This window comes from Pirellulaceae bacterium (genome assembly GCA_019636385.1).
In the GTDB taxonomy this organism is placed as follows: domain Bacteria; phylum Planctomycetota; class Planctomycetia; order Pirellulales; family Pirellulaceae; genus Aureliella.
On the sequence record JAHBXT010000006.1, the window covers coordinates 139,314 to 163,646 of the forward strand.

The 24,333-nt window shown below is 53.8% G+C and carries 22 protein-coding genes; 13 read left to right on the top strand and 9 right to left on the bottom strand.

The features are described from left to right. The first annotated feature begins 438 nt into the window (after window positions 1-438). Complete coding sequence (locus tag KF752_19630; protein ID MBX3423773.1) at window positions 439-762, top strand: hypothetical protein; 324 nt, start codon at window positions 439-441, stop codon at window positions 760-762. 296 nt (window positions 763-1,058) lie between these two features. Next, window positions 1,059-1,712: a BON domain-containing protein gene (locus KF752_19635; GenBank protein MBX3423774.1), complete on the top strand. Its 654-nt coding sequence runs from the start codon at window positions 1,059-1,061 to the stop codon at window positions 1,710-1,712. A gap of 373 nt (window positions 1,713-2,085) precedes the next feature. Here KF752_19635 and KF752_19640 read toward each other — a convergent pair whose 3' ends face one another. Next, window positions 2,086-2,784: a hypothetical protein gene (locus KF752_19640; protein MBX3423775.1), complete on the bottom strand. Its 699-nt coding sequence runs from the start codon at window positions 2,782-2,784 to the stop codon at window positions 2,086-2,088. Window positions 2,785-3,450: 666 nt separating this feature from the next. Here KF752_19640 and groL point away from each other — a divergent pair. Further along, window positions 3,451-5,076 carry a chaperonin GroEL gene (groL, locus tag KF752_19645; protein ID MBX3423776.1) on the top strand — a complete coding sequence of 542 codons (1,626 nt, stop codon included), beginning with the start codon at window positions 3,451-3,453 and terminating at the stop codon, window positions 5,074-5,076. A gap of 544 nt (window positions 5,077-5,620) precedes the next feature. Then, on the top strand, window positions 5,621-7,297 hold the full coding sequence (gene glgP / locus KF752_19650; protein MBX3423777.1) for an alpha-glucan family phosphorylase: 1,677 nt from the start codon (window positions 5,621-5,623) through the stop codon (window positions 7,295-7,297). Between the two features lie 129 nt (window positions 7,298-7,426). Here glgP and KF752_19655 read toward each other — a convergent pair whose 3' ends face one another. Next, window positions 7,427-8,059 carry a hypothetical protein gene (locus KF752_19655; protein MBX3423778.1) on the bottom strand — a complete coding sequence of 211 codons (633 nt, stop codon included), beginning with the start codon at window positions 8,057-8,059 and terminating at the stop codon, window positions 7,427-7,429. A 639-nt stretch (window positions 8,060-8,698) separates the two neighbouring features. On the opposite strand from KF752_19655, the gene KF752_19660 reads away from it, so the two are divergent. The 9 genes from KF752_19660 (at window position 8,699) to KF752_19700 (ending at window position 15,664) form a co-directional block, all read left to right on the top strand. Further along, window positions 8,699-10,057, top strand: coding sequence for an NAD(P)/FAD-dependent oxidoreductase (locus tag KF752_19660; protein ID MBX3423779.1), 1,359 nt, complete (start codon window positions 8,699-8,701; stop codon window positions 10,055-10,057). 137 nt (window positions 10,058-10,194) lie between these two features. Continuing rightward, window positions 10,195-10,491, top strand: coding sequence for a hypothetical protein (locus KF752_19665; protein MBX3423780.1), 297 nt, complete (start codon window positions 10,195-10,197; stop codon window positions 10,489-10,491). 467 nt (window positions 10,492-10,958) lie between these two features. After that, entirely contained in the window at window positions 10,959-11,426 is a 468-nt protein-coding gene (locus KF752_19670) for a hypothetical protein (GenBank protein MBX3423781.1), read from the top strand. A gap of 11 nt (window positions 11,427-11,437) precedes the next feature. After that, entirely contained in the window at window positions 11,438-11,710 is a 273-nt protein-coding gene (locus tag KF752_19675; protein MBX3423782.1) for a DUF2156 domain-containing protein, read from the top strand. Between the two features lie 30 nt (window positions 11,711-11,740). Then, window positions 11,741-11,938: a DUF2156 domain-containing protein gene (locus tag KF752_19680; GenBank protein ID MBX3423783.1), complete on the top strand. Its 198-nt coding sequence runs from the start codon at window positions 11,741-11,743 to the stop codon at window positions 11,936-11,938. Then, the gene (locus tag KF752_19685) at window positions 11,938-12,216 is read left to right on the top strand and encodes a DUF2156 domain-containing protein (protein MBX3423784.1); all 279 of its coding nucleotides are present in this window, start codon (window positions 11,938-11,940) and stop codon (window positions 12,214-12,216) included. Before KF752_19680 ends, KF752_19685 begins: the two co-directional genes overlap by 1 nt. Window positions 12,217-12,550: 334 nt before the next feature. Continuing rightward, on the top strand, window positions 12,551-13,363 hold the full coding sequence (locus KF752_19690; protein ID MBX3423785.1) for a hypothetical protein: 813 nt from the start codon (window positions 12,551-12,553) through the stop codon (window positions 13,361-13,363). A gap of 114 nt (window positions 13,364-13,477) precedes the next feature. Continuing rightward, a complete protein-coding gene (gene pelA / locus KF752_19695) occupies window positions 13,478-14,737 on the top strand; it encodes a pectate lyase (protein ID MBX3423786.1) in 1,260 nt (419 codons plus the stop codon). Between the two features lie 273 nt (window positions 14,738-15,010). Further along, window positions 15,011-15,664, top strand: a complete 654-nt coding sequence (locus KF752_19700; GenBank protein ID MBX3423787.1) for a tetratricopeptide repeat protein — start codon at window positions 15,011-15,013, stop codon at window positions 15,662-15,664. 101 nt (window positions 15,665-15,765) lie between these two features. Here the strand turns inward: KF752_19700 and KF752_19705 are convergent, their stop codons facing one another. The 7 genes from KF752_19705 to atpF all read right to left on the bottom strand — a co-directional run bounded on the left by KF752_19705 (window position 15,766) and on the right by atpF (window position 24,227). Continuing rightward, the gene (locus KF752_19705; GenBank protein MBX3423788.1) at window positions 15,766-18,252 is read right to left on the bottom strand and encodes a hypothetical protein; all 2,487 of its coding nucleotides are present in this window, start codon (window positions 18,250-18,252) and stop codon (window positions 15,766-15,768) included. Window positions 18,253-18,384: 132 nt separating this feature from the next. Continuing rightward, the gene (gene atpC / locus KF752_19710; protein ID MBX3423789.1) at window positions 18,385-18,783 is read right to left on the bottom strand and encodes an ATP synthase F1 subunit epsilon; all 399 of its coding nucleotides are present in this window, start codon (window positions 18,781-18,783) and stop codon (window positions 18,385-18,387) included. Window positions 18,784-18,848: 65 nt separating this feature from the next. Beyond that, a complete protein-coding gene (gene atpD, locus KF752_19715) occupies window positions 18,849-20,294 on the bottom strand; it encodes a F0F1 ATP synthase subunit beta (GenBank protein MBX3423790.1) in 1,446 nt (481 codons plus the stop codon). 78 nt (window positions 20,295-20,372) lie between these two features. Continuing rightward, a complete protein-coding gene (atpG, locus tag KF752_19720; protein ID MBX3423791.1) occupies window positions 20,373-21,251 on the bottom strand; it encodes an ATP synthase F1 subunit gamma in 879 nt (292 codons plus the stop codon). Then, complete coding sequence (gene atpA, locus KF752_19725; protein ID MBX3423792.1) at window positions 21,244-22,758, bottom strand: F0F1 ATP synthase subunit alpha; 1,515 nt, start codon at window positions 22,756-22,758, stop codon at window positions 21,244-21,246. Before atpA ends, atpG begins: the two co-directional genes overlap by 8 nt. A gap of 53 nt (window positions 22,759-22,811) precedes the next feature. Continuing rightward, window positions 22,812-23,435 (bottom strand): ATP synthase F1 subunit delta, encoded by a 624-nt coding sequence (gene atpH / locus KF752_19730; GenBank protein MBX3423793.1) that lies wholly within the window; start codon window positions 23,433-23,435, stop codon window positions 22,812-22,814. An 84-nt stretch (window positions 23,436-23,519) separates the two neighbouring features. After that, window positions 23,520-24,227 carry a F0F1 ATP synthase subunit B gene (atpF, locus tag KF752_19735; protein MBX3423794.1) on the bottom strand — a complete coding sequence of 236 codons (708 nt, stop codon included), beginning with the start codon at window positions 24,225-24,227 and terminating at the stop codon, window positions 23,520-23,522. Window positions 24,228-24,333: the final 106 nt, after the last annotated feature.

Genomic DNA, 24,333 nt, shown 5'->3' on the forward strand with positions numbered 1-24,333 from the left:
TATCATTTAGAGGTTCGAGGGTGGCACTCCGCAGCGACACAAGCCGTACCAAGCTTCGAATCGGGTAGCCCCCAAACATCCTTCATTTTAGAAAGTGAAAATGCAATGAATGTCGGTAGACTCTCCAATGGCCAGTGGCGGATTCCACCATATTTGTGGTGTACCGCGGCGAGTAGTTCGCAGGGCGACTAAAGGCACCAAGATCGGTTTCGGGTATCCATTGATACCATCGACTGGTGATTTTCACCAATTTAGTTTGGTCTGAGCGGTGATGGCCTCAGGTGGCGGTGTTGCACACAATGATCCCGCAAATTCGCCTTACACGGCTAACCACCGTTGATGGCGACAGCCCTATCCAAAAATCAAATTAGCGTTTCCCGGTGCCTCGCGGAAAACTGCCATGGATATTTCGAGGATTTTAGTCAGGAGGGGTCACTCATGACCGCGCATCGGAAGATCAACACACGGCAACTGAAATTGCTCTACCCCATCACGTTCATGGGAGGACCTTTTGACGGGCATATTCAGCAGTTCCGCGTCTCTCCACAATACTTACCGCAAGATCTGATGTGTCCGGTACGTCGCAGTGACAGTGGACTCCTAGCTGCGAAGGGCGAGAATCCACAATCTTTTATCTCAAGTATCGCACTCTATGAGCTATCCTTCCAAGGCGAACATTGGAATTATCAGTTCGTTGGTCTCATGCCGCCCACAGTTTATAGTGGCCGATATACCACAGCGAATGGAGATTTTCATTCCTGATCTTCAAATTGCATGTCAATGTCGGCCGCTGTTCGTGGTGCACTGGTGATTTTCACCATCTAACTATCGTTGAAAGAATGATTTCATCGACGATAGTCAGCTAGACAATTAACTAACGGAATTCAGGTTCTGTGGTTGGCTGCTGCATCAGTTAGCGGCTGGCTGTTCTGTTGAGCAGGCTTAGATATGCTTCGCGATTTCATGCTGACCGACTTGTAACAGTCCTGCAGGCAAGAGCAACGAGATTCCAACACGTGTACATCCTACCAAGCAAGGCCTTACAGAGGAGTCAAAGGATGAAGAGTGATAGTGAATTGAAACGCGACGTCGAGAGTGAACTGCAATGGGAGCCAAGTGTCGATGAGGCTCATATCGGAATAAGCGCTAAAGACGGTATTGTGACGTTGACTGGACATGTGCCTTCGTTCGGAGAAAAATTCGCAGCCGAAAGAGCTGCCAAGCGAGTGTTTGGCGTAAAGGCGGTTGCCGACGAACTGGACGTGCGGCTACCAGGCAGTGCTATGCGAACGGATGAAGACATTGCCCGAGCATGCGTTAGCGCTCTGAAGAACTCCTACTCTATTCCCGATGACCACATCAAGATCGTGGTGAACAACGGTCGGGTGACGCTTGATGGAGAAGTGGAATGGAAATATCAACGCGATGCAGCATACGATGCCGTACGCTACATTTCTGGCGTTATCGCCGTAATCAACAAGCTTACAATCAAGGCCCACGCCTCTCCGAAAGATGTGAAGAACAAGATCGTGGCAGCCTTCCACCGCAGCGCTGACGTCGACGCTCGAAGGATCGATGTTGAAACGCACGATGGCAAGGTCACTCTTCGTGGCGACGTGCGTTCATGGGCGGAATTTGAGGTGGCTCAACACGCGGCCTGGGCAGCTCCCGGGGTAACCGCAGTCGACAATAAGATGAAAATCAATCCCTAGTATTGATAGCCTGCGTCCGATCTCGCTGGTCTTGCGACCGTTCGGACCACGCCTCGGAGGCTGGGATCTGTATGACTTTTCGCTGACTGTCAGGGCGTCGTTCCTTCTAGTAAACTCAGCGTTAATTGGGGGGCAGGAATGGCGCTTGTTTCTTGGACCGCTAGGCCCGAAATGGCCATTTCCAAACTATCAACTCCACTTGGGAACCCCTTGCGACAGCCACAGCAGCCACGGCACTGCTCCATCAAGTAGAAAATGCGAGCACAAGAAGAGCATGTGCCTTTCCATGTCGCTTCGGCCGGAGGATGGTCGAACGATGGTGCGCGTGCCGAAATACGGAACTCCAGTATGAGACACAGTCCGCGTCGCTAGATCAATTTACTTGATTTCGAAATCGTCGAAAACAACCCAAACTGGCCAACGCGAGCGTCACCAACAAACTGCTGGCTGGCTCAGGAACGCTCTCCAATAGGACGTTGTCCAGACCAGGGTAAGAGGTAGTATTTGCTCCAGAAGCATAGGGGCGAAAGATGATCCAGGGAAGTGTATTAGCACCGGCGGGTGCGGTAAAGTTAGCAGTCACGAATTCCCAAGCATCCGCGCCTGTCGTTGGGGCCAGCGTAACTAGGTGCACCGCCCCAGTCAGCGAGTTCGAACTGTTGAGCAAAATTTCATAGGAGCCGGGATTGTTGAGATCAAATCGCTTCGCCTGCCGAATATACGCACTAATAGAGTATTCAACGTTCGATTGAAGACTTTGGGCGAGAAGTTGCCCGAACGATTCTGTCAAAGACGTCGAACCGGCCCCTGCTACCCATCCCAGGCCGTCTTGCGCCGCAACTCCGTTGAAATTCCCGAATATGCCGGGAGGCAATCCGAACGAACCGTCGGTACTGTACAGGTCAGGCGAAGTGAAATCAGTAGCCTGCCAACCGGGCGGCATGACGCCCTGTGCGCCGGCTGCATAACCGCTTTGTGCTTCAAAACTAGCATTCTGTAGAAGACCTGCCAATACTTGCGAAGTCAGGGAACTGCAGATGATCAGTGCTAGGCACTTGTACCTCGTGTTCATGTCAATCCTCAAAGAGCTTGGGTGCGCATACTTCCCCCTAGCAATTTCTGTTAAGGGGCGCGTGGCGAAAATCTGTGGCTGCACAACGCGACAACGTTCGGGGAACAAACAGCGACGGACCGATTGTCGTTGATCCCAGCGGATACTAATTTCTACGTGCACGGGATCGATTACAACTTCGGTGACTGGCAATATTTTGTTGGTTGGGAGAAAGCGTGACATCGCGGTAAGTCGCATTTTGTAATGGCGGATTCCGCCAAGATGCTACGGGTCGAAATTGCCTACATGCAATGACCGGCTAGCGGAAATCACTACCTGAAAAATCGAAGTGGTCTCGATTGGTTGCATGATCGCGAATGGAAACAATCGTGTGATTAGCGCAAAGCAACTCTTCCCACGACACCAAGTCTATCGCGCAGTCCGCACATCTACCAAGGGAGCCGGGTTATGTTGTATTCAAGACATTCCTTCCGGCCATCTTGCCTTCTCCTGAGGTTGACTTTAAGTCGCGTCATTTTAGGTGTCGCTGTGTCCGTGAATCCTGGGCTACCTCAGACAGCGGACGAGGCAGGTGAGATATTGCAGTTGTTCAATGTTCGAGAAAACACTTTCTTAGTTCAGACCCAGAACCTTGATTCTTAGTCTGAAGGGAGCGGATCACTACCTATGTCCAGCAAACACCTGTTATTCAGGGAGGCAGCACGCGAAAAAATCATGCGCGGAGTTAATGCATTGACCGATGCGATCCGAGTGACGCTCGGGCCAAAGTCAAAGTCGGTGTTAATCGCAAAAGAATGGGGGCGACCGATTGTCTGTAACGACGGAGTGACAATCGCCAAGGAGTTACAATTGGCGGATCGCGACGAAAACCTTGGCGCCCAGATGCTTAGAGAAGCAGCCGAGAAAACTGGTGACACCGTCGGTGATGGAACGAGCACTGCCACAATCTTGGCTCACGCAATTTACACCGAGGGCGTGCGCAATGTCACGGCAGGTGCCAGTGCCATCGATCTCAAACGTGGTCTGGATCGCGGTCTAGGGGCCGCAGTGACTGCGATTAAAGCCCTGTCCCACCCTGTCGTAAGCCGCAAGGAAAAGGCGCAGGTGGCGACGATCTCCGCACACAACAATGCGACACTGGGCGAACTGGTCGCGGATGCTATGGAAAAGGTGGGTGGCGAGGGCGTCGTCTCCGTTGAAGAGGCCAAGGGAATTGAAACGATGTTGGAAGTCGTGGAGGGAATGAAGTTCGACCGTGGATACTTGTCTCCCTATTTTGTTACCGATACTGAGAAAATGGAGGCTGTACTGGAAGATCCGGCCGTGCTGCTTTACGAAAAGAAGGTCAGCCAAATCAAAGATGTTATCCCGTTGTTAGAGCAGATGGCACAAACACGCAAACCGCTGGTCATCGTTGCCGACGATATCGACGGCGAAGCGCTGGCCACACTGGTCGTGAACAAGATTCGCGGAAACCTTGCTTGCGTTGCGGTAAAGGCTCCCGGCTATGGTGACCGCCGCAAAGCTATGTTGGAAGACTTGGCAATTCTCACCGGCGGCAAGTTCATTGCTGAAGAACTTGGCTTGAAGTTGGAGAACGTCAAACTTGAAGACCTTGGTAGAGCACAAAGAGTCGTCAGTTGTCGGGACTCGACGACGGTTATCGGCGGCGCTGGCAATCGGAAGGACATTTACGATCGATGTCAAGAGATTCGCAAGCAGATCGAAGTGACGACTTCCGATTATGACCGCGAACAACTTCAAGAGCGGTTGGCCAAGTTGGCCGGAGGCGTGGCAGTCATCAAAGTGGGGGCCCCTTCAGAAGCGGAGATGAAAAGCCGCAAGGAGGCGTTGGAGGATGCCATCAGCTCTACTAGGGCCGCGATTAGCGAAGGCGTTGTACCGGGCTGTGGACTCACGCTTCTACGAGCAATCCAAGCGGTCCAGCACGAAGAAACAGCTTGCGATGGCGATGAGCGTACCGGTCTAAGAATTCTCAAACGCGCGCTCGAAGCTCCCACCCGACAAATCGCCGAAAACTCCGGCGTCGACGGCGGAGTCGTCGTAGCTCAAATGCGCGCCGGCACAGGCAATTACGGCTTAGATGCGGCGCAAGATCAATATGTCGATCTAGTTGAAGCTGGCATCATCGATCCAACAAAGGTCGTGCGTACTGCACTTGAGAACGCCGTTTCGGTAGCAAGCGTACTGTTGTTGACCGAAGCGACAATGACCGAAGTCCCTGAAACGGATGCTATTGCACGGAAGAATGAAGCGATCGACGGATTGTAGCTAGCAAACACCAAGTTCTGCTTTCGAATCCGAGCTTATGACATGGTGGAATCCTCGATGAAAATTTGGACAATCATCTGATGCATTCGGAGAGTCTTTCATTGCAGAATATAGCGCGCGCCGACGCACAGGTGTGTTGCCGATGACATAGTGGTTCCAGCGGTCATCGAATTCAATGTAGTTAGGATCTGTGATTGACCTTACAACTTCTCTCGCCGACGGTAGGATAATGAAACTCCATAACGTCCACTATCTGCTATTGCTACCACTTACCATTTTCGGTCTAGTCGGTTGTATGGAAAAGGCTGCTTCAACCCAGCAAACTGAGGCTGTTTGCAGCGTTATCACATCGCAACCCAATCAACCACTACGAATCTCAAGCAATACCGGAGCCACGGCTACCGTCAATTCGACGAATCAGGACGGCTAATCGTTCTCAAGATCAGCTCCGCAGGCAACGCCCCAACTGCACGATTCGATGTGCGGCGTTGCAAGCCAATGGGACAAGGAACTCGAGGGCTGATGTGTTCAGGGAGCGGTTTCAATGACTAATGGCTGCCGAATCGCTTACTTTTCCATGGAAATTGGACTCCAACCGGACATTCCGACCTATGCCGGCGGCCTGGGTGTACTGGCCGGCGACACCGTGCGTGCGGCTGCCGACTTGCAAGTTCCCATGGTTGCCGTGACGTTGTTGCATCGCCAGGGATATTTCTTTCAGCGCTTTGATCCATCCGGCTGGCAAGTCGAAGAACCGGTGCGCTGGGCGATTGACGACCTATTACAACGTAGCGAACGAATAATTCCGGTGGTGATTGAAGGTCGTCAGGTAAAAATACGCGTCTGGAAATTTGATGTCGTAGGTGTGAGTGGCTTTATCGTTCCGGTCTATCTCCTAGATACAGATGTGGAGGAGAACGACGAGCAAGATCGGAAGATTACGAACTGGCTATATGGTGGTGATGACTTTTATCGGTTATGCCAGGAAGTGGTTCTAGGGATTGGCGGCGTTCGGGTATTGCGAGCCCACGGGCATAACTTGATCGAACGATTTCACATGAACGAAGGACATGCAGCTTTGTTGACAATCGAATTGTTGCGTGAGCAGCGCGAGCGGGCCGGTGGGAAGATGCTTGAGCTGTCGGACATGGAAGCGGTTCGCCAACGATGCGTGTTCACGACACATACACCGGTTTCTGCTGGTCATGACCAGTTCTCGCTCGATCTGGTCGACCGAGTGCTCGGCAGCCGCGAAGCTTGCGAACTGCACGATCCGGTCTGCCATAACGGCCGCCTGAATATGACATATTTGGGGCTAACGATGAGTCGTTACGTGAATGGCGTCGCCAAGATGCACGGTGAAACCACCCAGCACATGTTTGCTGAATACAAGATCGACTCCATCACGAACGGCGTTCATGCGGCTACTTGGACTAGTGATGCGTTTGCACGACTGTTCGACCATCACATCCCAGGCTGGCGTTCCGATAGTTCGAGCCTCCGTTCTGCTGTGGCTATTTCGTGCACTGAAGTCTGGGGAAGTCATCGGCAATCAAAGATGGAATTGATGGAAGTAATCAATCGCGATACCAATGCTGGCTTCGACGTCGATCATTTCACAATCGGATTTGCTCGCCGCGCAACGGGATACAAGAGACCGGACTTGATTTTCGAGGATGTGCAGCGACTTCGCGAAATCGTCAAGCGTTGCGGCCCCATTCAAATCGTGTTTGCCGGTAAGGCCCACCCCAAGGACGACCTTGGCAAGCGGTTAATCCAAAACATCATTCGTCAGGCGGAGCAACTGAAGGGGCACATTGCAGTCTCGTACTTGCCTAATTACGACATGCGTTTAGCAAAATCACTGGTAGCCGGTTCGGATTTGTGGCTCAATACGCCGCAGCCGCCCTTGGAAGCTTCCGGAACTAGCGGTATGAAGGCTGCGCTCAATGGCGTACCGTCTCTGAGTGTACTAGATGGATGGTGGATTGAAGGCTGTATCGAAGGGGTTACGGGGTGGGCCATTGATGATGGTCAAGCATATTTGCGATCGCAGGTAGCCTGTTCGCTGTACGACAAACTTGAGCAAACGATTATCCCCATGTATTACAACGATCGGGGGCGGTTCATCGACGTGATGCGTCACACAATTGCACTGAATGGTTCATTTTTCAACACGCATCGCATGATTCAGCAGTATGCACAGAAAGCCTATTTGTGATGGCCTGCCCACAAGCTCTATTACGCGTTCTTGAGCAGGTCCGGGAAACGGACTTGGTATTGCTCTGGCCGTTCGAGATTGAGCAAGCCTTCGAGCTGCCCTTTTGTGCCAGTTCAAAAATCTGCTCGATCAGCCCGCTATCGGCGTTGTCGGTTGACTTGTCTCGTCAACTTGTGCCCGGGTCTGCGACTTTTCCGGTTCTCTAACGCCTGCTTCCAGAATCTCCAATTCTTCGCGACCGACTTGCAGATTTGCTTTGGCGGCAGCTTGATTAGCAGTTGCTTGGTCTAACTCATCGCCCGATATGGCTTGGGTTTGGCGCAAAATAGACAAGCCAACGAACTCGCGTTCCGCCAGCTCAGACTGTGCTTCAGCGACAACTACTCGGTTGCGAGCGGCCGCAATTTCTTGCTTGCGAGGTCCTTCTTCGGTCAGGCTTAATGGGGCCACCAGTTGTCGGTAACGGGCTTCAAACTGGTCGATCTCTTCAGGACGAAAGCCTGCCTGCATTTTCCTCCATTCGGACTCACGGGCCGCCAGCTCGGCTGCGGCTTGCTGGAATCGTTCTCGCAAATCAAACGGCTCGAACTCGACCAACGGTGTTGCCTGGACGACTGTGTCTCCTTCTTTGACCAACATTTGGCCTACGTGACCTCCCAATCGCGAACCTACGTGAATCTGGTCAGCTTCCAGCATCCCAGATACAAACTCGGACGGCGTTCGGAACTGGCTATACAGAATGCGGCCAATCAATAAAGCCATGGCAAGAGCGATTAAACCAAGTTGCTTCCACATAAACCAGCCAATTGTGTGAGACTCGTTTTCATTGCACGAGTTGGTTCGATTCAGGGCCGGCCAAAAATTCTCGGACAGCCTCTGTTACATTCCACTTTGGTTGTTGCTCCTCTTGCAACAAGCGATGAGAGCCTAGAATCACAACAGGCGGACTTCCACTGAGCTTGAATGTACTGTGGCAGCCCATTTCGAGCACATCGGACAGAAATACGATTTCGTTGGGCAGAGAAGTCGTTAGGTGAAGGATGTTCATTTAGTGGGACTACCAGCATCCGCCAGTGAAAACGGGACTTTTCGTCACAACGGGACATGTTGGTGCGCGCTCCAAGAGTAGGTTTACCAATACAATAACTTTTAGGAGGTTGAGCAATCGAGCATCGCTCTACAATTTTCGCAAGTGAGATTATTCCACACGCGATTTCCACGCGAACTTCCGGAAGTGTCGTGAAAAACTGGAGCCCAACTGGCATAGCTGTTGCCGCTGGATGAGATTGAGAGGCATTGCTTCAATCACGTTTGGGAGGCTTGCGGCGGCAATCAAACCTAGGCAGTGCGCGTCCTGAGCTTGAACGGACGAACCAATTTCCGAAAAATGAAAGAGTGATAATGCACCATGAAAATTGTTTGGCAGAGACATCAGGAAGAAAACCGATTGTTGTAATCATCGGTGGCGGTTTTGGGGGACTTCAAGCGGCCAGAAGCCTGCGCCGGGCAACTGCTCGGGTAATCTTGGTGGATCGACACAACTACCATCTGTTTCAGCCCTTGCTTTATCAGGTGGCTACGGGGGGACTGTCGCCAGCCAATATTGCTTCTCCGCTCAGGTATATCCTTCGTAAGCAAAAGAATTGCGAAGTATTTCTCGGCGAAGTCGTCGATGTTGATTTCAAGAATCAACGCATCCACCTGATTGACGGCCAACTCGAATATGATGAACTGATTGTCGCCGCAGGGGCTACTCACAGCTACTTTGGGCGAGACGAATGGAGTCGCCTTGCACCAGGGCTGAAAACAATCTCAGATGCCATTGAAATCCGGCGGAGAGTTTTTATTGCCTTCGAAGCAGCCGAACGTGAGCCTAATCCTGATATTCGCCAGGCTCAGCTCACTTTTGTGATCGTTGGTGCTGGGCCTACCGGCGTGGAACTGGCCGGTACGTTGTCCGAGATTGCAAGGCATACGCTCAGAAGTGATTTCCGACATATCCAGCCGGAGGAAGCCCGCATCCTGCTGATTGAAAACGCCGGACAGGTGCTCTCTAGTTTTCCTCCCGAATTGCAGAGAAAGGCGGAGGATAGTATCCGCAAACTCGGAATCCAGATCCTGACGAATACCAAAGTCACGGAGATTACGAAGGACTCTGTGCGATTAGCTGCAGAAGGAGGTGAGACAATCATTGCCGCCCGAACAGTTCTATGGGCTGCGGGCGTTGCCGGCAATTCCTTGGGGCGAATCATTGCAGGACATTGCAACATCGAGACGGACCGAGCTGGTCGCGTTCCTGTGAAATCCGGCTTAACTCTCGCCAGCTATTCCAACGTCTATATCATCGGCGACTTGGCGCTGTGCCTGGACGATTGTGGAAAGCCGCTACCGGGGCTGGCACCTGTGGCTATGCAGCAAGGATCGTACGTTGCCAAAGCCTTAATCGAAAAATGGCATGGTAGGTCGGCCAACGTGGGCTTTCAATATCGCTCACCGGGCATCATGGCAACGATCGGCCGATCTGCGGCGGTTGCCCAGCTGGGTAACCGCCAGTTCTCTGGACAAGTTGCCTGGTTGTTATGGTTGGTAGCGCATCTGTTGCAGATCGTACAGTTTGAGAATCGTCTGCTGGTGTTTTTGCAATGGGCTTGGAACTACTTTACCTTGAGCAGAAGTTCGCGGATCATTACAGGTGATGATCCCGTCGAATTGGTCGCACCCATGGATGGAACTCGGTTGACAGACTCAAATTCTCATTGAGTTTCATTAACGCAATGGCAACGTTGGCTAGACGTGTTTCACGTATGAGCGCCCTCGTTTCTGGTCAAGTCATTGTGCTACTATCGGCAGGCTGCGGATTGCAGTGGCCTTCGGAATGGCATTCTGGCTGCTATATCATGAGCTCGCTACCATTCGTTGTGCCGATCTTGTCCAGTGTTCCACTGGGGATTGTGTTGTTGGCGCTGGCAAGTGCTTATTTTCTGTTTTGTGCTTTTGGTCAACTGTCGGCTCACGTGTTCGGAATCAACTTTCAACCTCCACCGCTGGGCGTTGGCTGGATGCAGACTGTAATAGTTGTTTGTGATTCCGTGTTGGCTTCAGCGGCACTCTATGTTTTGTTGCCTCCCTATGTTGCCTCGGTTTTCTTCAGTTCTCCGCGATTTACTTGCTGGCAGTCTTTGTGGCAATGTTGAGCCATGTGCCAGGCGGGCTGGGAGTACTTGAATGGTACTCGTAACGATGCTGCCCGATTTAAGCCATGGCCTGTCACATCTCTGTTGGCCCACCGCATGATCTACTATCTGTCGCCCCTGATATGCGCTTTGACCCATGGCGCATGGGCCACACTTTGTGAACAGGGGCAACAGGTGAGTGGATAGATCGCTAACGCCGGAAAGGTGGCGAAACTTATCAGCCCCGAATCATTACGGGCGGCGTTTTTGTACCGAAGTTGATTTTGCTGATGTCCGGCGCGCTCACCGCAGCGGAAGGCAGAATGCAGCTTCTTCGACGGGCATTACCCCTTCCGATCGTGGAGTTGTCGCTTTTTGGGGAGCGTTGCGGAGGCATATTGCTACTGCTGGCGCGGGCACTGCACAGGCGCATTGATTCGGCCTGGATAGTTGCAGTTGGGTTAATTGTACTAGGAATTCTAGTATCCTTGACCAAAGGATTTGATTTCGAGGAGGCGATTGCTCTGTCGGTTCTGCTTGCCGCACTTCTCGCCAACCGCAAGCATTTTTTTCGAGAGTGGCGTTTATTTCCCTCACCTTTGAACTTGAGCTGGATGTTGGCAATCTCCATGGCGATTGGACTGATCATCTGGGTCATCTCATTGGCTTATCGCCATATCGAATATCAACACGAGCTGTGGTGGAGTTTTGCCTGGCACCACGATGCACCGCGATCCATGCGCTCGCTGATAGGTGCCTCGATTGTTGTCGCTCCGCCGTTGGACTCTGGAGTGTTACCTCGATCTCAAAGACCCGAACTCGGTAACGCACAAGAATTTGCAGAGGTGTCGAGAATTGTGGCCCAAACAGCGTCTACAAGTGCGCAATTGGCTCTGTTGGGTGACAGACGGTTTATATTCAGTCATGATCGACTGGCGGTGGTGATGTTCGGCTGATCCGACAGAAGTTGGGTGGCACTGGGCGATCCCCTCGGGCAGAGAGTTCGGCGGACGATGCAGCCTGGAATTTTCGCGAAGCCTGTTATGCGGTCAGCGTGTGGCCAGTGTTCTATCAAGTGGAAGAATCATCGCTAGGGCGGTATGTGGAGATGGGACTCAAGCTGGTGAAGATCGGTGAGGAAGCCAAGGTTCCGCTGTCGACGTTTTCGTTGAATGAAAGCGATAAGAAAAACTTTCGACGCACGCAGAAAAAAAATGGCGGATGCGGGCATACGTTTTGAAGTCGTGCCAGCAGCAGAAGTACCCCCACTATTACCGGCTCTCAAGGATATTTCCGACGTTGGTTAGGCAGTAAATCGCATGCGGAAAAGAGATTCTCATGGGGCTGTTTCTCTGTGCCCTACCTATTGAAATACGACATGGCAATTGTCCGAAGCCGTGAAAATGAGCCAGTTGCATTTGCCAACTTGTGGCAAGGTAGGCGAAACATGAGTTATCCGTTGACTTGATGCGGTATTTGCCCGGTGCTCCAAACGGCGTGATGGAGTTCTTATTCATTGAGACCATGCTCCTGGGAACAGAGCAAGGATACGAGTGGTTCAGTTTGGGCATGGCTTCATTGGCGGGTATTTCCACACATCGGCTGGCGCCCTTGTGGAACCGGCTGTCACATGCGATGGTTCTCCACGGAGAGCGTTTTGCAATTTCCAGGGTTTGCGAGACTACAAGGACAAGTTCAATCCGCGATGGTCAGCCAAGTATCTTGCTTGTCCAGGTGGATTGGTGACTCCGCAGGTATTGACGGATATCGACGCTGATTTTCGGAGGACTCCATAGCTCATTGCACCGCTAAAGACATTGGCAAAGCAAGCTAGATTGATTGGCGTCGATAGACGAGCAAGACGGATTCTACATTTTGGACTAGTAACGGTAGGCAATTAGCGGCAATGCTAGCTTGTGGCTGAAACTTTTACGAATGATCTGGACCGGGCTGAAGAAATTCGCTAAATGGCCAACAAGAGTAGCTGTGTGGATTCAGGGTGGGCGTCGCGCGGCCGGGCTTCGGTAAGCGGTACTTTGTCGCGAGATTCTGTCGTCAAGCAAACAGTTGAGGCGCCGAGATGTTGTTCGCGTTTTGCCAGAGCCGTCAATTTCAGCGTAAGAATCTGCGGTGGTCGCTGCAGCTTGGTCTTCGGACCGCCTGGGCGTGTCTCTTGATTGGTGCGATGTCGGCATCTGTCGTATTCGGACAGCAGTTGGTTCTGCCTGAATTTCCCGCCGCACAGCCGATGAACCCGACAACGATGAACCCGGCTAGGATGAACCAAGCCGTGATGCCACCCGGCGCTGGTGTGTCACCTGTTCAGGAGCTTCGACAACACAGTGCGGGGCAGCCGACTCCCGGTCTGCCTACATCGCAACTGCGCGATGCTCAACAGTTTACCTCTGGCTTGCCTTTTGTAACGCCCGCTCAAGGTCGCTATCCAACGTCACCATACATGGGGCCGCGGTCGATGCCTATTTATCAAAATGTAGGCCATCAGCGCCCGACACCGGGGATGCCTGTGTCACAGAGTCAGCTGCAAGGTCAACGCGCTCAATTACCGCAATATCAAACCACTGCCTATCAAGCGCCGAATTTCTCCAACAATCCGACACCGGGTATCTATCCTACATCCGCTCAGCAGTGTCAGGTACTGCCTCCACCTTCGCTGCCTGCGGATGGTCGAGTTCCAGGAGCCTACGTGCCTCCGACGTATACACCTAATTGGAACCCAAGCATGTACTCGCCCAACAATTCAGGGTACAGCCCGATCTTCACGATGGGCCAGGAGAATTACAATGTCGTTCTGGGGCGAGGCATCGTTGGTCAGCCGACAGTCTACGTTCCTGGTCAGTATGTGCGCAATTTTCTGCGTTACATATTTCCCTAAAGGCGCATGAGCGGTCGCCCGCTCATGCGCGATCGTTCCAGATGCTGGCCAGGAAGTTGGTGTGCCTTCCCAAGCCGCACCAATCGCACTCAAAGTTTAGTTTGGTACTTTCACATGCTCTGGGCCATAACGACTTGTTTACAGCGGCTTGCACGTCACGCCCTGCGTAGCCGCGGGCGATTCCATGTTCAGTTCGGTACGGTGGCTAGTGTCTGGTTGGTATCAATTCTGATGGCCACTGGCTGCGGAATCTATTCGCGGGTTTTGGCCGAAGGGCCGAGTACGTCGCTGGCTCCAATAGACCTATCCGAGTTTCGTAGCGGAATTCAGCATTGGCGCAGAATCCGTGACGAAAGTCGGTTTATCACTCCCCTGCCCGATCAGCCATCGTATGCTGAGCAACAAGTCGCGGAAATCCTTGCCAATATCTTGCTGTTTCAGCGGAGCAACGGTGGCTGGCCCAAAGATTACGACATGACGGCCATCTTGACCGATCAGCAACGCCAAGCTGTGCGGGCTACTCGTGACAAGCAAGATACCTCATTCGACAACGGCAATATTCATTCGCAGGTCCACTATCTGGCGCGGGCGTACACGCAGATGCCCGACCCCCTGTGGCGTGAGGCTTGCGAGCGCGGTTTGGATTTCATTCTCCAGGCACAGTACGACAATGGTGGATTCCCGCAACGATTTCCCCATCCGCAGAATTATCAAGCTCACATTACATTTAACGACGGTGTAATGATTGGGAATCTACAGGTACTGCAGTTAGCGGCCCAGGGAGACGCTCCGTTTGCCTGGTTGGACGACCATCGCCGCCGCAGCGCGGCTGACGCGGTTCGGCGGGGCATTGAGTGCATTTTGAAGTGTCAGGTTCGCGTCGATGGTACTCTCACTGGTTGGTGCCAGCAACACGATCGATATTCGTATGAGGCTCAGCCGGCACGCACCTTTGAATTGGCGTCACTGTGCCCCCAGGACACCACCCAGATCGCACGCTTTTTGATGCAACAGGCCGAGCCCAGCGACGCCATGGTCGCGGCAGTAGATGCGGCTGTACATTGGTTGCAGTTGGTAAAAATTGAAGGTATTGAGGTCGCTAAAGTTCCAACAGAGACAGTGTCTTTCGAGCGACACGATGCGGATTTTGATTTAGTTGTGCTGGCTAACCCAGACGCCAAACCGATCTGGGCACGACACTACGAGATCGGCACGAACCGCCCTATCTTTGCGGGGCGCGATGCGATCAAACGTTACGCGCTGGCGGAAATTGAACGCGAAAGGCGCACCGGCTCCGCCTGGTATGGTCGGTGGCCAGCGGAGCTGCTGAAGACGGAATACAAAGCGTGGCGCCAACAATGGCCATCCCATTGATCCATTGGATTAGCAATTATAGCCAATTCAAGTTTCAAACGCTGTTTCGGTCAATGGCTAGCATCGAAATCGACCTTGAAGCGCGGTAGCTCACTCGGCTACAGTTGGGCGGCCAATGTGCGCGAGCCGTGGGGTCAGCATGTCTGCTGCCTTTTGAATCGCTCGCCCTTTCACAAGGATACGGACGTGAAAACCGCTGTGCTTGCCACCAGATGTGGGTTGACAATCTGCTTGATCGGCCTGCCTGTGCTGTGTGGCTGCGGATTCAACAGCATGGGGCAGAATACGATGGGCACGAGGTTGTACCAACAAGGTCGGTATGCCGAAGCGCTTCAGCATTTTCAAGCGGCACAGGCCTCGGATCCAACGAATTCAGATGCGTATTACAACTTGGCATCGACTTATCACAAGCTGGGGGTAGCTCAAAAAGATGCCAAGCTAATCGAGCAGGCCGAGTCGCTGTACCATCAGTGTTTGGACCTCCAACCGAATCACGTTGATTGTCATCGCGGCTTGGCGGTCATGTTAGCAGAGTCGTCGCGACCGGATGCCGCCATGCGACTCCTGAAGAATTGGTCGGCTCGGAATCCCAACATGCCTGACCCAAAGATCGAGTTAGCTCGACTGCATCAAGAATTCGGGCAAGTCAAAGTCGCCGAGCAATATTTGGACGAAGCCTTGGCGATGAACCCCAACGATGCTCGTGTGTGGGCGCACAAGGGGCAACTGCGCGAGTCATCTGGTGACATGAGCCAAGCGCTTTACAACTATCAGCAAAGCTTGTCGATTAACAACATGCAGCCCGAGCTGTATCAACGAGTCGCCTCGTTGAATGTCAAGTTAGCGCAACAAGGCATCGCCGGAGCTGGTACCTGGACCGCGCAAACTCCTCCACCGTCAACCGGCGGCGCGTCTCCACGGTACTAGAAGGCCACAGCTTGCTGGTGGATACGGTCAAGCCAAGTGGCAATGTTCGCTCATGCCAGACTTTAACAAAACTGGCCGGTGGTTTAGTTTGCGAGGCAACATTACTGTCTTGCCAACACCAATTCGTGCTGACCGGCCGGCAGTGCGACTTGGAGGAAGAGTTCATTCGGGATGGCCACTGGCAATTCAACGGTCTGACAACGAATGATCCATTGTCCATCGTTGAATTGGCGAATGAGCAGGGTACCAGTTTGCGATTGCCGGACTTGAACTTGAAGTCTTGAGCTGTCTAGCCATTGCCAAGTTATGGGTGTTGCCGTATCGAACGCCTGGTTGGTGGGCAATGCTTCCGTTGGAATGTATTCGCACAACGGACGAGTTGCTGGAATGTCGCGCCAGACGAAGCCCGACGAGTCCTTTCTTACAAGTCGTTGATGAATCCCTAGTTCAGCCAGCACCGCATCGACTTCGGGTTGATCGATCGACAGATCATCGTGAAGCGTCAACCATCTGCACAGTTTGGCCAGGGCTTGCGGTTGCAATGGTCCGCTGGCATGCAGAGCAGCCATTCCATCCCGAAGAGCCAGTTTGCCAATCAGGAATGTATTCTGTAATGCGAGTTGTGCGTCCATGTCGCTGGATGTCTCAGCGTTCAAGAAATCATTGATGTTGGCGCGAGCAGTATTCGACCAGCGGGCGAGTCGCGTGTGATGAACGCTGGCCGAATTCGACAAGTCGACCGGTGGCGTGGTTGCGACCCAGCGGCGACTACATACGGACAACTCAGCTAGAGTCAGCCCCACCACCAGCCACTTCCAGCGCTCTGACACAGTCCAACTCGCGGTTGCTGTGCCCCAACCTCCCCACCGTCTGGCGATGGTGGCTACACATCGCTCAGCCGCAGTTCCAGGTACTGTCGCTGTGACTGCCGTCAGCAGTACCAGCGGCCATAAGAATGAGAGCCACAAGTTGTTTACTACTGGCTGCAGTTTGGCGCTGCCCAGCATTCGATCGAAGGACGAATCGAGCTGGCTCTGCAACCAAGCATGCCACTGAGCGCCTGAGAAGTAAACGCACAAAAGCATTACTAGCCCAACGACGCTCAGCACTACTGTCAGCCGTAAGGCCAGATACGACTTCAACCAATCCTCATTTCGGTGGCAAATCCGGTCCAACTGACACGCGCCGACAACGCTCAGGCCGGCGCTAGTCCAGACAAACCATTTGGCCGGATAACGAAAATGGTCGTAGCCCGGCAAGATGCCGGTCATCCAACCGTAAAGGCTGAATGACGAATCGTGGGGAAGCTTGGCCGCCCAACCGGAGAACCCAGCCATGTTCAAAACATCGCGCAACAACCACAGCGGTGAATAGTTACCTAGGGCGGCAAGCAGTGCCACTGCGGCCATCCAGGCCAGAAATCGTTCGGCTGGCTGGGCAGGTTTTCGTCCAGTTGATATCCAGCTCAATACCAAGAAAAAGGGCATCAAACCCATGTACAGCGATGGGATCCACATGCGGCCCTCGCTGCCGATGCAATCGACCCACCGCGAATGATCGGGCTGATAGTGGCCGCCGAATGTGGGCCAAATCAACGACGGCAAACTCCAAGGAGAGAGACTGAAGTTGTAGTTGTCTTGCTGCAGCGCCGGTAAAGACCCTGCCAGTATCGAAGCAACGTGAGGGTTCAGCGAATCGGTCACGCTGATGACTGCATCTGCTCGAACACTTACGTCCAGCCATTGACAGGCATAATATGCTTGTAGGCATGTCAAAAGCAAGATTGCTGCTGTACATATCGAGTTTAGTATCCCCCGGGCTGTCATCGGGTGTGTCAGCGATACGCTTGCCGACACAAGCGACTGCGACAAGTGTTGGTCGCCTGCGGCGTCACTCGATTTGAATGTGACGATCATCTTCAGCAAACTGGCAATTAACGCGATTAATATCAGGTGGTAAGCCGATTGCGGATCGCCGGCCAGCAGCATTAAGCTGGCGAACTGCGCCACGCTGACCAAACACCCAGCCATCGCGACAATTTGGATCCGCAAGCGCCGCGGGTGTGAAGTTACCAGCCATGCCACGATTGGCGTTAGTCCCCAGCCGATCCAGGCTGTACTGCACAGGTAAATCAGGTTGCTATGCTGAAACAAGACTGGACAGCTAAGGGTGAAGGCCAAGGCGGCCAGCCAACTCGCAGCGACGGAAACTTGCAACGTCCTGGCGAGTCGCAGTATTCCGCAGACCGACACTATAAAATGCACGAGCACGAATAGGCCAAACCGTTGCGATAGACCAAATCCAGGAATCAACCACACGAGTCGCAACGGATAATACAGTTGCCAAGTCGGCTGACCCGCAACAGATGTTCCAAGTCCTTCAGCGGCATTCCATTTTGGAAAATACTCGCCGCGCTGATAACACTGATCCAGCCAGTGATACTGCGGGTAATAAAAGTGATACCCATCCCGAAAGGCCGGTACGTGCGACTGCGCCCAGAAGGGACAGAGAACCCAAGCAAATGCGGCAACCAAGACTGGCCAAACCCATCGTTGATGCCAATGGCAACTGAATGCTTTTACCAACATGGTGTTGCTATGGGGCGGAGCGAGGTGTTTGCTGCTGCTCCTGCTGCAATGCTACCCATATCGTGTCCCGATGGGCCGAGAGACAAACCCGTAGGAGTCAAGTGTTAGTAGCAACCTCCCGCGAACAGGTGCCTACCGCGTAGCACCGGTGACGCGCTGTAGCGCTCGAGCCCGTTGCATGGCGCGACGGCGCGCAGTCACTTGGTCGGGTTGATCTTGTGGCATCGTGATGGCGGCATCGTTGGCTGCAGCCGCCATCTGTGAATTGATTTGGCTCACAGGAGTAACTCGCTCCGTGAGAATCGAAACCACGTTATTGCTGACCTGCACGAGGCCTTCTTCGACAAAGTATTGTTCGGTCGCCGCAGCGCCGTGAATCCTCAGCACGCCGTAACCCAATCGTCCAACCAGTGGGCTATGACCTTTCAGAATCCCCAATTCGCCGTCATACAACGGAACGGTAACCGAAGTTGCGCGGACATCAACTTCGGTCTTTTCGGGCGTGACTATGACGCACTGTAGTTCACTCATGACCTGGCTCCAGGGAATGTTTAGCGATCGGCAGGCGACAATTTCGCAGATGCCAGAATTGTCGCTTACTTACTGGCCATCTTCTTGGCTTGTTCTTCGGCCTGCTCGATAGCACCCACGTACATGAAGGCTTGTTCGGGCAAATGATCCCACTTGCCATCGCAAATTTCTTCAAAGCTGCGGATCGTATCCGAGATGGTGGTGATTTCGCCGGGACGGCCGATGAATTTTTCTGCGACCAAGAACGGTTGCGACAGGAACCGCTCGATCCGCCGAGCTCGATGCACAACCATCTTGTCGTCTTCACTCAGTTCGTCGACACCTAGAATGGCGATAATATCCTGCAGTTCGCGGTAGCGCTGCAGTGTGGTTTGCACGCGGCGTGCAATCGCATAATGCCGCTCGCCAACGTACTGGGGATCCAGGATACGGCTATTCGAAGCCAGCGGATCGATGGCCGGATAGATGCCCTTTTCGGAGATGGCGCGTTCCAGATAAATGAAGGCATCCAACTGACCGAAGGCGGTGGCAGGCGCTGGATCGGTAGGGTCGTCTGCCGGCACGTAGACGGCTTGCACCGACGTGATCGCCCCTTTCTTGGTCGAGGTAATGCGCTCTTGCAAAGCGCCCATCTCGGTAGCCAGCGTGGGTTGATAACCCACTGCAGAGGGCATGCGGCCCAATAGCGCGGATACTTCAGAGCCGGCTTGCGAGAAGCGGAAGATGTTATCAACGAACAACAGCGTGTCGGTTCCCGTCGTGTCGCGGAAGTATTCGGCCATCGTCAATGCGGCCAAGGCAACTCGCAGACGCGACCCTGGTGGTTCATTCATCTGACCAAACAACATGCAGGTCTGCTCGATCACATGGCGACCGGTGGTGCCGATTTCAGTTTCTTGCATTTCCAGCCACAGGTCGGTACCTTCACGAGTCCGCTCGCCGACACCTGCAAATACCGACGATCCTCCGTGCGAGCTGGCGATACGAGCGATCAACTCGGTCAAGATCACTGTCTTGCCCAGCCCGGCACCGCCGAACAGACCGGCCTTACCACCGCGAACAAAGGGCGTCAGCAGGTCGATGACTTTGATCCCTGTCTCGAACACTTCCGTGTTGGTAGATAGCTGGTCAACGGTGGGAGCGGCTCGGTGGATGGGCCAATAGTCCTCAGCCGGGCACGGGCCGCGCTGATCCACCGGCTCACCCAACACATTGAACACGCGGCCCAGAGTCGCCTTGCCGACTGGTACGCTGATCGGCTTGCCGGTATCCACGCAGTCCAATCCACGTCGCAGACCGTCGGTGCTCCCCAGAGCCACACAGCGGACGCGATTCCCGCCCAAGTGCTGCTGAATCTCGCCCGTCAAGTTGATTTTCACGCCCTTTTCGTCGGACGAAACTTTCACAGCGTTGTAGATTGGCGGAAGTTGACCTTCGGGGAACTCTGCGTCAAACGTCGAACCGATCACCTGCGTGATACGGCCGACTCCGGTCTTGGTAGCTGTCGCCATTGCGAATCCTCGATTGCACTAAAAAATTATTTGAGTTGATTGTGTTGTTAAAATTCAGTTGTCAACGGCCGCGGACGATCAATTCTCCAAGGCTTCAACCCCGCCGATGATTTCCATGATTTCCTGAGTGATTTTGGCTTGTCGAGCGCGGTTGTAGGTCATCGACAGTTGGCGGATGATCTCGCCGGCGTTTTCGGTTGCGCTCTTCATCGCCACCATTCGCGCGATTTGCTCGCTGACCGCTGCATCCAGAAAACACTTGAACAGCTTCACGCGAAAGCTAGCTGGAACAACGTCGTCCAGGATTGAACTGGCCGAAGGCAGAAATTCGTAGTTGGCTTTCATTCCCGTCGCTCCCCCGGCTTCTACCTGTGGCTGGGCAAACGGCAATAGCGTCTCGGAAACCGCAATTTGCTTGGCGCTGCTGACAAATCGGGTGTACACCACATCCAGGCGGTCCATTTGTCCGTTAATAAACTGGTCCATCAAGCGATCAGCGATCGGTGCAACGTCCTCGAATTTGGGTTCGTCATCGAATTTCGTGTACTCGTGGTTCAGCTTCAGTCCGCGAAACTTCATGGCGGTAATACCGCGCTTGCCGCTGACCTCCAGGCTCTGCTGAACTGCCTGTTCATCCAGGGCTGTTCGCGACTGATTCGCGGTGCGAATTACCGAGCCGTTATAACCTCCACACAAGCCGCGATTGCTGGTCAACATCAGCACGGTTGCGCGGCGAACGGCGGGGCGTTCGGCCAACAGCGGATGTGACACTTCCAGGCCCGCACCCGCCAGGTCACGAACAATCTGCGTAATTCGCTCGGTGTAGTCGTTGGCTGCCGCCGCTCGGTCCATCGCTTTCTTGAAGCGAGCCGTAGCGATCAACTCCATCGTTCGCGTGATCTTGCGGATGTTGCGAACGGACTTGCGTCGCTTGTCCAGTGCACGGGTATTAGCCATTGGCCTTGTAGCCCCTCTTGAACTCGGCGATGGCCGCCTTGATTCCCTCTTCGATTTCCGAGGTCAGGTCCTTGCTTTCCTCCAACTTGCTCAGCAGTTCCGCTTTGCGATCATGCATGAACTGCAATAAGCGCACTTCAAAGTCGGCGATCTTGCTGACCGGAACGTCATCCATGTGACCACGCGTAGCAGCATAAATACTGATTACTTGGTCCAATACGTTCATCGGCTTGTACTGAGACTGCTTAAGCAGTTCGACCATTCGGTAACCGCGGTCCAGACGCGACTGCGTCACCGGGTCCAAATCCGTTCCCAATTGGGCGAAGGCCTCCAGTTCGCGGAACGAAGCCAAGTCCAACCGCAAGCCACCGGCCACCTTCTTCATAGCCTTGATCTGAGCGGCACCACCTACGCGCGACACCGAGATACCGACATTCATCGCCGGTCGAATCCCTTTGAAGAATAGGTCGGGCTGCAAATAGATCTGGCCATCGGTGATCGAAATCACATTGGTTGGAATGTATGCCGACACTTCCCCTTCTTGGGTTTCGATAATCGGCAAGCTGGTCAGTGAGCCACCGCCCAGGGCGGCGGAAAGCTTCGCGGAACGTTCCAGCAAGCGGCTGTGGCAGTAGAACACGTCACCCGGATAGGCTTCGCGTCCGGGTGGCCGTCGCATCAGCAACGAAAGCTGACGATATGCGGTCGCCTGCTTGCTCAAGTCGTCATAAACGACCAATGCGTGCTGGCCATTAAACATAAAGTATTCGGCCATCGCAGTGCCCGAATAGGGGGCAATGTATTGTAGCGGAGCAGGTGTGCTGGCCCCGGACACGACCACGGTGGTGTAGTCCATAGCGCCGTGCTTGCGTAGAGCCTCGATCACTAGCGCGACTGATGAGTCCTTCTGGCCGATGGCCACGTAGAAGCACTTCACGCCAGTGCCCTTTTGATTGATGATCGTGTCAATGGCGACAGCGGTCTTACCCGTCTTACGGTCACCAATGATCAGTTCGCGCTGGCCACGTCCGATGGGCGTCATGGCGTCAACGGCCTTGATCCCGGTTTGTAAAGGCTCGCACACCGGCTGCCGTTCGGCCACGCCAGTAGCAATCAACTCCACGGGACGTTGTTCCGAGGATTCTACTGGGCCGCGACCGTCCAGTGGATTGCCCAGGGGATCAAGCACGCGACCGACCACACCGGGGCCGACAGGGACGCTCAACAGTTTGCCGAGTGCCTTGACTTCGTCGCCTTCGTTGATCGTCAGGTAATCACCCAGAATGATGATCCCGACCGAGTTCTCTTCCAGGTTAAAAGCCAAACCGATGACGCCGGAAGGGAACTGAACCATCTCACCAGCCATCACGCCGGACAGTCCGTAGACCCGAGCGATACCGTCGCTGACTTCCAGCACGGTACCTACTTCGCGAACGTCCATTTGACTTTCGAATGTCTCGATCTCTTTTTGAATGACCGAGGCGATTTCATCCGAATTGAACTTCATGCCGAACCTCTACGACCAGATATGATTGTTTGAAATATTTGCTTAGAAAATGATTACGAGGAAAGCAGCGCGGCGTATTGGTCGCGGATCGCTTTCTGAATACCTTGGGACACCGCCGACTGGATAGCAGCCATCTTGCCCATTACGCTGCCATCGAACACTTGATCTCCAACGCGAACTTGGATGCCGCCCAGTAAGTTCGGATCGAGTCGCTCGTCCAGGACAACTTCCTTGCCCAGCGACTGACTCAGACGTTGCTGAATCTGCCTTTGCTGCGACTCGGTTAGTGCAAATGCAGAAGTGACCACTACACGGATGCGACCTAACTGCTGATCGCGCATCTGCTTGGCGCACACTTGAATGGCTCGCAGTGAACCAATTCTGCCACGACGACACAGAACCTTGAAAAAATTCAGCAGCAGCTGATCCACGCGACCGCCGAAAATTCGCTCGATCAGCAGCTCTTTGTCAGCCTGGTTAACGCGTGGCGAAGCCAGGAGGCTCTCCAAGCCCGGGTGAGGGGTCAAGCATTGGTCGACTACCGCACCCAGTTGCTCGACGATTACGTCGACTGAGGAACCGGCGGCTCCCAGAATTGCCTTGGCGTACAAATTGCCAACCTGTTGGTCATCGCTGTCCAGAGCGGTTGGATGCAAGCTAGGATCGGTTTGACTCATGGGCCTGCCGGTTTGTGGCGAAACAATATTTGTGGCGAAACAATAGTGGAGTGTACAGTTGCAAGTCGGTAGGGGCTTCGCCTGCTAATTCTTGCTAGGCAGCTTGGACAACATCTCTTGGATCAGCGACTGGTGATCGGCAGCCTTGACTTCGCGACCAATAATCCGCCCGGCCAGCGACATGGCTATATCGGTCGAGCGTTGAGCCAATTCGCCCAGAGCAATCGTCTTGGCAGACTCAATCTCGGCAACCGCTCGTTCGCGATGTCGAGCCGCTTCCTCCTGTGCCGAGGAGATCAGACGCTGTCCAGTGGCCTCGGCGTCCTTGCGAGCATCGGACAGCATCTGCTGGGCCTCTGAGCTGGCCAAAGACAGCTTGGCTTCGTACTCGCGCAGCTTAGCCATCGCATCTTGGGATGCCTTTTCAGCATTGGCCAAATGGTTGGCGATCGACTTCTCACGCCGATCCAGACCTTCGGAAATTGGCTTCCACGCAAACGCCGATAGCACAGCCAGCAAGCACCCGAAGACGATTAGCGAAGCGATGGCCATCTCGGAACGCCACTCAGAGGGGTCTTCCGCCTGATCGGTCATGTTGACGTGCGTCGGATCGTGATCATCATGCCCGGCAGCCTGTCCGCTACCGTGGCCATGATCGCCGCTGTGACCATGATCGCCTGCGTGGCTCTGTTTGTTGGCCACTGCCGAAGATGGCTGTGCCGCGTCAGCATTGCCAACATCTGCCGTGTTTGGGGCGGCTGACGGGCTACTGGTCGCAGATTCGTCAGCCATTGCAGCGCAGCTTAGGCTTGTTAGCCAAACAAGAACACCACACTGGAAAACTCGACGAAACACACTCAACATGCTCAGCACCTTCAACGGAAAGTCAGTTCATCCA